The 4094-nt window shown below is 34.1% G+C and carries 5 protein-coding genes; 1 reads left to right on the forward strand and 4 read right to left on the reverse strand.

What is annotated here, in order from left to right:
* The 4 genes from RT405_RS04775 to rpmH all read right to left on the reverse strand — a co-directional run.
* The coding region (locus tag RT405_RS04775) for a Jag N-terminal domain-containing protein (protein WP_313468022.1) at nucleotides 1-219 on the reverse strand (219 nt) is incomplete at its 3' end.
* Between the two features lie 44 nt (nucleotides 220-263).
* Nucleotides 264-1097: a membrane protein insertase YidC gene (gene yidC, locus RT405_RS04780; RefSeq protein ID WP_313468024.1), complete on the reverse strand. Its 834-nt coding sequence runs from the start codon at nucleotides 1095-1097 to the stop codon at nucleotides 264-266.
* A 34-nt stretch (nucleotides 1098-1131) separates the two neighbouring features.
* Nucleotides 1132-1470, reverse strand: a complete 339-nt coding sequence (gene rnpA, locus RT405_RS04785) for a ribonuclease P protein component (protein ID WP_313468026.1) — start codon at nucleotides 1468-1470, stop codon at nucleotides 1132-1134.
* Between the two features lie 96 nt (nucleotides 1471-1566).
* Complete coding sequence (gene rpmH / locus RT405_RS04790; protein ID WP_034551597.1) at nucleotides 1567-1701, reverse strand: 50S ribosomal protein L34; 135 nt, start codon at nucleotides 1699-1701, stop codon at nucleotides 1567-1569.
* Between the two features lie 769 nt (nucleotides 1702-2470).
* On the opposite strand from rpmH, the gene dnaA reads away from it, so the two are divergent.
* Entirely contained in the window at nucleotides 2471-3808 is a 1338-nt protein-coding gene (dnaA, locus tag RT405_RS04795; protein ID WP_313468030.1) for a chromosomal replication initiator protein DnaA, read from the forward strand.
* Nucleotides 3809-4094: the final 286 nt, after the last annotated feature.

Below are 4094 nucleotides of genomic sequence, written 5' to 3' on the forward strand. Positions count from 1 at the left end.
AGCCGCTGAATCAACTTTTGCATCTGATCGTGTTAGAGGTGCTTCGATTTTTTTCTTTTCAACTATCACAATCGCATCTTTTTGACCAAAACCAAATACGCCTTTTTTTCCTTCAGTAACAACTTCAATAGAAGCTTCTTTTTCACTGATACCCAAAATTTTTAATCCTTTTTGAATCGCTTCTGCTGTTGTCGCTGCTTGAGCTGTGTACTTATTCATCTGTTAATCCTCCGTTCTATCTCCTCTTGATTGATAGTAAAGATTTATTTCTTTTTCTTCTTCTTTTTCGGATTTAACGCTTTTTCTAATGCACGTTGTCGTTCGCGTTCAGCTTGCAGTTTTTCTTCACGTTCTTTTCTGATTTTAAATGGATTATTTAATAACAGTGTTTGCCCTACAGAGAAAGCATTTCCTACTACCCAGTATAACGATAACGCACTCGGTAAAGTGATCCCCATAAATAAAATCAAGGCTGGCATCATATACATCATTGATGTCGTTGTAGCATTTGATTCTGCTTGGCTCATACTTGATAATTTTGTAGTCGCATACGTTAAAATAGCTGCTAAGACAGGCAAGATAAACATTGGATCTGGTTTACCTAAGTTCATCCATAAGAAATTCCCTGTACTTAATACTTCCGTCCGGCTGATCGATTGGTATAGTCCCATTAAAACAGGCATTTGGATCAGCAATGGCAAGCACCCAGCTGCCGGATTAACCCCAGCTTCTGAATACAATTTAGACGTTTCTTCTTTTAATTTGCTTTGAGTTTCAGCATCTTTAGAAGAATATTTTGTTTGTAAAGCTTTAAGTTGTGGCTGCAATTCACTCATTTTTCGCGTGCTTTTAGTTTGTCCGTGCATCAACGGCAATAAAATAATTCTAATGATCAAAGTGAAAACAATAATCCCCAGACCATAACTGCCGCCAAATAAATCAGATAACCAAATAATCACACGCGAGAAGTTCAATACAATATACCGATCCCAAAAACCAGTACTTTCAGCAGTAATCGGTGCTGTCCCACAACCTGCCAAAACAACTGCTAATAAAACAGTTCCTAATAATAGGAGTAATCGCTTACGTTTTTTCACGTTTTTCCCTCCACATTCTTTAAATAAAAATAAGCTAATTTAACAATTTAGCCAATTTTAAAACGTGAATCAAGCTTTTTTTAGTTTCTTTTACTGACATAGTTGCCGCTGGCTTGCGGGCTATTACAATAAAATCTGCTTCCGTTTTTAAATGTGGCTTTAGTTCGGTTAAACTTTGACGTATTTTTCGTTTAACCGCATTTCTTGTAACAGCATTTCCTATTTTTTTGCCGACCGATAAGCCTACTCGAAAATGAGGTTGTTCTTTTTTATTCAATACATAAAGAACAAATTGCCGATTAGCTGTAGATTTTCCATGATGAAAAACTTTTTGAAATTCTGATTCTTTTTTGACACGATAGGCTTTTTTCATTCAAATAACCTCTCATCACTTTTTTTGAACAGTTCCAAATTGCATAAAAAAACTGCAATTAAAAAGAAAAAAAAGACCACTGAGACGTTCAGTGATCTATGCAGACAATGATTTTCTGCCTTTACGGCGTCTACTTTGTAATACATTACGTCCATTTTTTGTACTCATACGTTTACGGAAGCCATGTAATTTTTGACGTTTACGTTTTTTAGGTTGGTAAGTTCTTTTCATTCGTAATACACCTCCTGCAATAACTATCTCTCATCATTTTGTACGTGTTCAGCATAAGACAGTCTCAATTATTATAACGAACTAAAAATAGTTTAATCAAATAAGAGACAAACCTATTTTCATTCATTCACTTCAGTATGATAGCATAAATCTCAGAAATAGGAAACCTTCTTTTTCATTTTTTTACAGCTTAATCGTTTTCTTTTACATTATTCTCCTCTAATTTGCATTTTATGTTCCTCTTTCTGCTTGTTTATTAAATTAAAATAGGCAAACAAAAGATAGCAAATTATATTTATTCTTCCTCCCTTTCCTCGCTGATTCTCATTAAATCTATTCTTCTTTTTTCACCTATAACTAAAAACTTATGGTTGTTTTCACTCTATTTCTCAGCAAATAAAGATATCCACAAACTTTTTTTATTATCCACAACCTCTGGTATAAGTTATTTCTAGTTTTTTATTAAGAACAAGTTATTTTGAAGTTATGCACAAACAAACAAGCTGTGTGTAAGCAACAGATATTTTTTTGTGATAACTGTGGATAACTGTTGGAAACTCTGTTTATTAAAGCTTTCATTTTATATTTTTATCCACTTTTCAAGTGAACAACTCATTAAATAAAGAAGTTATCCACTGCCTATTCCGTCTTGTGGATAACTAAATATGCACAGGGTGAATGAATTTTCAACAGGAGTAAACTACTTGTGGAAAACTTTTGACGAACGTGCTAAAATAAGAAAGACAGATTTATAAAGGAGGTTCTTTGCTTGGATGACTTGCAATCTTTGTGGAATTTTTTAAAAGAAAAATTTAAAGAGTCACTTTCCAAAGTCAGTTACGATACATGGATCGAAAGTGCTCACCCTATTCGCATCACTGAACACAATATTATTATTGAAGTTCCCTCTTCTTTACATAAAGAATATTGGGAAAATAACTTAGCCACTCGCATTGTCGAAAATATCTATGAATACTCCAGTCGTGAAATTTCTCCCTTATTCGTTATTAAAAATGAACAGGAAAATCCAGACACTGCTGGAAAACAAAAAAGCCAATCGCTCATGCAAAAAAATGCCTTTAAAAAGGACATTCAATTAAACGACAAATACACATTTGATACTTTTGTTATCGGAAAAGGCAATCAAATGGCTCACGCAGCAGCATTAGTCGTTGCTGAAGAACCAGGTACTATTTACAATCCTTTGTTTTTCTATGGAGGCGTCGGTCTTGGGAAAACCCATTTAATGCATGCAATCGGCCATCAAATGTTGTTATTAAATCCAGATGCAAAAGTAAAGTACGTCAGCAGCGAAACCTTTGCGAATGATTTCATCAATTCTATTCAAAATAAAACGCAAGAAAAATTTCGGAATGAATATCGGAGCGTAGATCTTTTATTAGTCGATGATATTCAGTTTTTTGCGGATAAAGAAGGAACACAAGAAGAATTCTTTCATACCTTCAATGCCTTATATGACGACAGGAAACAAATCGTTTTAACCAGCGACCGCTTGCCAAACGAAATTCCTAAATTACAAGAACGGTTGATTTCCAGGTTTGCTTGGGGCTTGTCAGTTGATATCACACCACCCGATTTGGAAACTCGGATTGCCATTCTCCGCAAAAAAGCCAATGCTGAAAGATTGGAAATACCAGATGATACGTTGAGCTATATCGCAGGACAAATCGATTCTAATATCCGCGAATTAGAAGGAGCTTTAGTACGCGTACAAGCTTATGCTGCTATTGAAAGTCGGGATATCACTACTAGTCTTGCTGCAGATGCCTTAAAAAGCATGCTGCATACAAATAAGCCGAGTACGTTATCCATTCTCGATATTCAAAATACGGTTTGTAAATATTATCAAGTCTCGTTAACCGACCTAAAAGGGAAAAAGCGCGTAAAATCTATTGTTGTTCCTAGACAAATAGCTATGTACCTTTCACGAGAATTAACTGCAAATTCTTTACCAAAAATCGGAGCTGAATTTGGCGGAAAAGATCATACAACTGTTATACACGCTTATGAAAAAATTACCCATGCTGTTACAAAAGATCATCAATTAAAACAAGATATAGAAGAAATAAAAAATAAATTGAAATAATTTTTTTAAGTAGTGGACTTATTCATTTACATTTTTTCCTATTATCCGTTAAACTCATTTTAAAGAGATAAAAGATATCTGTGCCCATGTGTATAACTACAAAAGTTATCTTGAGGTTTTCCACAGTTTATCCACATGTGGAAAACCTTGTAATATTAAGCGTCAAATTACTTACCCACAGTATCCACAGGCCCTACTACTATTACTAAAGATCTTATTAAATTAATTAACTATAATTTTGGAGGTTTACTCAATGAAATTTACAATCAAAAGAAGCTCATTCTTA

The sequence above is a fragment of the Carnobacterium sp. genome, from assembly GCF_032094055.1.
Lineage (GTDB): Bacteria > Bacillota > Bacilli > Lactobacillales > Carnobacteriaceae > Carnobacterium_A.